This is a genomic window from Streptomyces sp. NRRL B-24572, assembly GCF_002156145.1.
Lineage (GTDB): Bacteria > Actinomycetota > Actinomycetes > Streptomycetales > Streptomycetaceae > Streptomyces > Streptomyces vietnamensis.
The window spans coordinates 1-5,770 of the sequence record NZ_MWIG01000208.1; the positions used below are offsets into that span (position 1 = coordinate 1).

A 5,770-nucleotide genomic window follows, 5' to 3' on the forward strand; every position below is an offset into this window, starting at 1 on the left:
CACGGCCCGTACGACCGCCGTGAGGTGCGGGTCCCGGGCGAGGAGCTCGGCCGTCGCCTCGTGGCCGGAGCGGCGGTCGTACGGGCCGTGGACCGTCGGGCCCTCGGCGACCCCGGCCGCCGCGAGCGCCTCCCGGTGGCCCTCCAGGCGGTGCCGGGTGGTGGTGCGGTCGGCCGGCCCCGCCACGTAACCGATCCGACGGTGGCCGAGGCCGAGCAGGTGTCCGGTGAGCAGCCGCCCGCCGGTCCGGTTGTCGAAGACGAGGGCCGCCGTGCTCGCGTCGCCGGGCACCGGCGGGCGCCCGCACAGCACGACCCGCGTCCCCGCCTCCGCCAGCTTCGTCAGCTTCCCGGCCGTCGCCGCGAGGTGCTCCGGGTCCTCCAGGGAGCCGCCCATGAGGATCACGGCGGCGGCCCGCTGCCGCTGGAGCAGGGTGAGGTAGGTCAGCTCGCGCTCGGGGGAGCCGCCGGTGTTGCAGACGACGGCGAGCTTCTCGCCCCCGCCGCGCCCCGTGGCGCTCTCCCCGATCGCGCTCTGTGCCGCGCTCGCCATGATCCCGAAGAAGGGGTCGGCGATGTCGTTGACCAGCACGCCGACCAGGTCGGAGGTGGCGGCGGCGAGGGCGCTCGCGGGGCCGTTGAGGACGTAGTCCAGCTCGTCCACGGCGCGCAGCACCCGCTCCCGGGTCGACGCGGCGACCGGGTAGTTGCCGTTCAGGACGCGGGAGACGGTGGCGGGGGAGACCCGTGCGCGGGCGGCCACGTCCGCCAGGGTGACGGTCATCGCGTGCGTACCTCCAGCATCGTGTGCGTACCTCCGGGGCCCTTGTCGGCGGCGATGTCGGCAGGCTAGCGTCATCCTCGATGGAAAGCGCTTTCTATCCCTTCGTGGGGATCGAGGGCGGGGATCGCCGTGGAGGGGAAACTTCGTGACACGCAGGACAGTCCGCATCGCCATGAACGGCGTCACCGGCCGCATGGGATACCGCCAGCACCTCGTCCGCTCGATCCTCGCCCTGCGCGAACAGGGCGGCCTCGACCTCGGCAACGGCGAGACCCTCTGGCCCGAGCCCGTCCTCGTCGGCCGCCGCGAGCACGCCCTGCGCGCCCTCGCCGAGCGCCACGGCCTCACCGAGTGGTCCACCGACCTCGACGCCGTCCTCGCCGACGACACCGTCGACGTCTACTTCGACGCCCAGGTCACCTCGGCCCGCGTCGACGCGATCACCAAGGCCATCGCCGCCGGCAAGCACGTCTACACCGAGAAGCCCACCGCCGCCGACCTCGCCGGCGCCCTGGAACTCGCCCGCCTCGCCGAGGCGAAGGGCATCAAGCACGGCGTCGTCCAGGACAAGCTCTTCCTCCCCGGCCTGCTCAAGCTCAAGCGCCTCGTCGACGGCGGCTTCTTCGGCGAGATCCTGTCCGTACGCGGCGAGTTCGGCTACTGGGTCTTCGAGGGCGACTGGCAGGAGGCCCAGCGCCCCAGCTGGAACTACCGCGCGGAGGACGGCGGCGGCATCGTCGTCGACATGTTCCCGCACTGGGAGTACGTGCTCCACGAGCTCTTCGGCCGGGTCACGGGCGTCACCGCGCACGTCGCCACGCACGTTCCGCAGCGCTGGGACGAGCAGGGCAAGCCGTACGCCGCCACCGCCGACGACGCCGCGTACGGCATCTTCCAGCTGGAGGGCGGCGCGATCGCCCAGATCAACTCCTCCTGGACGGTCCGCGTCAACCGGGACGAGCTCGTCGAGTTCCAGGTCGACGGCACCCACGGCTCCGCCGTCGCGGGCCTGCGCAACTGCCGGGTCCAGCACCGCTCGGCCACCCCCAAGCCGGTCTGGGACCCCGACGTCCCCGCCACCCACTCCTTCCGCGACCAGTGGCAGGAGGTCCCCGACAACGCCGAGTTCGACAACGGCTTCAAGGCCCAGTGGGAGCTGTTCCTCCGGCACGTCGCGCTCGACGAGCCCTACCACTGGGACCTCCTCGCCGGCGCCCGCGGCGTCCAGCTCGCCGAACTCGGCCTGAAGTCGGCCGCCGAGGGCCGCCGCCTGGACGTCCCGGAGGTGACCCTGTGACGATCCGCCTCCCTTCCCCGGACGGCACCACGCGCGCGTACACCCCCCGCGCCGAACCGCTCGCGCTCTCCGCGGCCGGCCCACCGACCTCCCGTACGGTCTTCTCCGCCGCGCACGTCGTCGCCGACCCGTACGCCGACACCACCCCCGACTCCCCGGCCGCCGTCGACTGGGACGCCACCCTCGCCTTCCGCCGCCACCTCTGGTCCCACGGCCTCGGGGTCGCCGAGGCGATGGACACCGCCCAGCGCGGGATGGGCCTGGACTGGGCGGGCGCGGCCGAGCTGATCCGCCGGTCGGCGGCGGAGGCGCACGGCGTCGGCGGGCGGATCGCCTGCGGCGTCGGCACCGACCAGCTCACCGGGCCGGCCACCCTGCCCGAGATCCGCGCGGCCTACGAGGAACAGCTGGCGGTCGTCGAGGAGTCGGGCGCGCAGGCCGTCCTCATGGCCTCCCGCGCCCTCGCCGCCGCCGCACGCGGCCCCGAGGACCACCTCGACCTGTACGGCCATCTGCTCCGGCAGGCGAGCGAGCCGGTGATCCTGCACTGGCTGGGTCCGATGTTCGACCCGGCGCTCGACGGCTACTGGGGCTCGTCCGACCTGGACACGGCGACCGAGACCTTCCTCGACGTGATCGCGGCCCACCCCGACAAGGTCGACGGCATCAAGGTCTCCCTCCTCGACGCCCGGCGCGAGGTCGAACTGCGCCGCCGCCTCCCGGAGGGCGTCCGCTGCTACACGGGCGACGACTTCCACTACCCGGAGCTGATCGCGGGCGACGAACAGGGCTTCAGCCACGCCCTCCTCGGCATCTTCGACCCGCTGGGCCCACTGGCGGCGGAGGCGGTCAGGACGCTGGACACCGGCGACGTCGACGGGTTCCGCAAGACCCTCGACCCCACCGTCACCCTCTCCTGGCACCTCTTCCAGCCGCCCACCCGCTTCTACAAGACGGGCGTGGTGTTCCTCGCCTGGCTGGCCGGCCACCAGGACCACTTCGCGATGGTCGGCGGCCTGCAGTCCGCCCGCTCGCTGCCGCACCTCGCGCGCGCGTACGAACTCGCCGACGGCCTGGGCCTGTTCCCGGACCCGGCCCGCGCGGAGTCCCGGATGCGCTCGCTCCTCACCGTGTACGGAGTCCCGCAGTGAACCTCGACCGCTTCGGCATCAACCAGATGACGGTGAGACAACTGGCCCTCCCCGAGCTGGTGGAGCACTGCCTCCGACTGGGCGTCCCGGGCATCGGCCTGTGGCGCGAACCGGTGCGGGAGTACGGGGTGGAGGCCGCCGCCGCTCTCGTACGGGACGCGGGGCTCACCGTCACCACCCTCTGCCGGGGCGGCTTCTTCACCACCGACGGCTGGGAGGCGGAGAACCGCGCGGCGATCGACGAGGCGGTGGCCCTCGGCACCGACACCCTCGTCCTGGTCTCCGGGGGCCTCACCCCGGCGTACCCGGACCTGCCGTCGGCCCGCGCCCGCATCACCGAGGCGATCGGCGCCCTGGCTCCGTACGCGGGCGAGCGCGGAATCCGCCTGGCGATCGAACCCCTCCACCCCATGTACGCCTCCGACCGGTGCGCGGTCTCCACCCTGGACCAGGCCCTGGAGATCGCCGAGCGCTTCCCGGCCGAGCAGGTGGGCGTCACGGTCGACACGTACCACCTGTGGTGGGACGACCGCGCGCCGGCGGCGGTGGAACGCGCGGGCGCGACGGGCCGCATCCACTCCTTCCAGCTCGCCGACTGGACGACCCCCCTCCCGGCGGGCGTCCTCAACGGCCGCGGCCAACTGGGCACGGGCGCGATCGACCTCCGCGCCTGGGCGGACCTGGTGGAGAAGGCGGGCTACACGGGCCCGGTCGAGGTGGAACTCTTCAACGACGAGCTGTGGGCGAGGGACGGAGTGGAGGTCCTGGAGGAGACGCTGGAGGCGTTCCTGGCGGTCTGACGCGCCACTGGCCGACGCGGGCGCTCCGCCCTCACCGACGCGGGCGCTCCGCCCCCACCGACGTGGGGGCGGAGCGCCGGGCGACCGGGTTCCAAGAGGTCAGCAGGGACGGATGTGGTACACCGGCGTCCACGAGGCCGTTCCGCTCTGCGGGGCCCTGCTGGTCCACCTGAGGCTGCCGTCGGAGTTGTAGAACCTGGCGACGGTGCCCGAGGTCTGGTTGTTGTTGAAGTACCCGTCGCCGACCCCGGAGAAGTCGTAGTAGCCGCAGTAGTAGTAGTCCCAGCGGCTGCCGTTGCCGTCCTGGATGCACAGGTGCCCGTAGCTGCAGCTGATGGCGGCGGCGTCGGTGGTGCCGGGGGTGGAGAAGGTGACGGACCCGCCGGGCATGGTCGCCTTGCCCGGGGCGATCTGGCGTTCACCGGGATGGCTCGCCAGGTAGGCGTCGACCTTCTGCTGGAGGCCGTCCGCCCGGCCGGCCGCGGGCGCGGCCGACGCGGTGCCGGTCAGCAGTTGGCCGGCGACCAGTCCCACGGCCGCCCCCGTCATGGCCAGGCTCTTGATCCACTTCATGCCGGTGTCTCCCCTCACGTTGATGACGTCGGCGGCTCGGTCACGACTGCCGCCTCGAAGGCACGCCCATCGTTCCGGTGGCACGGGACGGCCCTGAAGGGCGAATCCGGACGATTGGTGGCAAGCCCAGCCGTCTTGACGGGGTCGTCCACGCACGCTTTCCGGGGATCAGCAGCGCGTTCACGCGGCGGTCGCCGTCACCGGGGGGACGATCAAGGGCGCCATGTGGCGAATCAACGCCACCTCGGATCCTCGGGCGGTCGCGCGGTGGCGGCAGCGGTCGGCCGCCCGGGTGCCGTCCACGGGAAACGTCCCTGCGCCCCACGATGTCCGAGCCCTTCGCTACGGTCGATACATGTCCAACGAGGGTCAGCCGTACCGTCCCGCCGTCGTCGAGGGTGTCCTGGAGAGGATCACGTACGCCAACGAGGAGAGCGGGTACACGGTCGCCCGGGTCGACACCGGGCGGGGTGCCGGGGACCTGCTCACGGTCGTCGGCGCGCTGCTCGGGGCCCAGCCGGGGGAGTCGCTGCGGATGGAGGGCCGCTGGGGCTCCCACCCGCAGTACGGCAAGCAGTTCACCGTCGACAACTACACGACCGTGCTGCCCGCCACCATCCAGGGCATCCGGCGCTACCTCGGCTCCGGGCTCGTCAAGGGCATCGGGCCCGTCTTCGCCGACCGGATCACGCAGCACTTCGGGCTCGACACCCTCGACATCCTCGAAGAGGCTCCCGCCCGGCTGATCGAGGTGCCCGGGCTCGGGCCCAAGCGGACCAGGAACATCACCGCCGCCTGGGAGGAGCAGAAGGCGATCAAGGAGGTGATGGTGTTTCTCCAGGGGGTGGGGGTCTCCACCTCCATCGCCGTGCGCATCTACAAGAAGTACGGGGACGCCTCGATCTCCGTCGTGCGCAATCAGCCCTACCGGCTCGCCGCCGACGTGTGGGGCATCGGCTTCCTCACCGCCGACAAGATCGCCCAGTCCGTCGGCATCCCGCACGACAGCCCCGACCGGGTGAAGGCGGGGCTGCAGTACGCGCTGTCGCAGTCCAGCGACCAGGGGCACTGCTTCCTGCCGGAGGAGCGGCTCATCGCCGATGCGGTGAAACTCCTCCAGGTCGACACCGGGCTCGTCATCGAGTGCCTCGGCGAGCTCGCCGAGG

The 5,770-nt window shown here is 72.5% G+C and carries 6 protein-coding genes; 4 read left to right on the top strand and 2 right to left on the bottom strand.

What is annotated here, in order from left to right; translation table 11 throughout:
- Positions 1–783 (bottom strand): LacI family DNA-binding transcriptional regulator (locus CCN56_RS13110; protein WP_086826645.1); only part of this gene is annotated, 783 nt, incomplete at its 3' end.
- A gap of 145 nt (positions 784–928) precedes the next feature.
- Here CCN56_RS13110 and CCN56_RS13115 point away from each other — a divergent pair.
- Genes CCN56_RS13115 through CCN56_RS13125 form a run of 3 tightly spaced genes read left to right on the top strand, consistent with a single transcriptional unit; the run spans position 929 to position 4,031 of the window.
- Entirely contained in the window at positions 929–2,080 is a 1,152-nt protein-coding gene (locus CCN56_RS13115; protein WP_086826639.1) for a Gfo/Idh/MocA family protein, read from the top strand.
- Positions 2,077–3,231 (top strand): dihydrodipicolinate synthase family protein, encoded by a 1,155-nt coding sequence (locus tag CCN56_RS13120; RefSeq protein WP_086826641.1) that lies wholly within the window; start codon positions 2,077–2,079, stop codon positions 3,229–3,231. The genes CCN56_RS13115 and CCN56_RS13120 overlap by 4 nt, the downstream gene beginning before the upstream one ends.
- A gap of 26 nt (positions 3,232–3,257) precedes the next feature.
- On the top strand, positions 3,258–4,031 hold the full coding sequence (locus CCN56_RS13125; RefSeq protein WP_086826647.1) for a sugar phosphate isomerase/epimerase family protein: 774 nt from the start codon (positions 3,258–3,260) through the stop codon (positions 4,029–4,031).
- A gap of 99 nt (positions 4,032–4,130) precedes the next feature.
- On the opposite strand, the gene CCN56_RS13130 is transcribed toward CCN56_RS13125, so the two are convergent.
- A complete protein-coding gene (locus tag CCN56_RS13130) occupies positions 4,131–4,604 on the bottom strand; it encodes a hypothetical protein (protein ID WP_086826643.1) in 474 nt (157 codons plus the stop codon).
- A gap of 355 nt (positions 4,605–4,959) precedes the next feature.
- Between CCN56_RS13130 and CCN56_RS13135 the strand changes: the two genes are divergently transcribed.
- A partial coding sequence (locus tag CCN56_RS13135; protein ID WP_256961949.1) for a helix-hairpin-helix domain-containing protein occupies positions 4,960–5,770 on the top strand: 811 nt, incomplete at its 3' end.

Coding starts and splice junctions, on each gene's coding strand:
- CCN56_RS13125 (WP_086826647.1), top strand. CDS start 3,258: ATGACGGTGAGACAACTGGCCCTCCCCGAGCTGGTGGAGCACTGCCTC.
- CCN56_RS13130 (WP_086826643.1), bottom strand. CDS start 4,604: ATGAAGTGGATCAAGAGCCTGGCCATGACGGGGGCGGCCGTGGGACTG.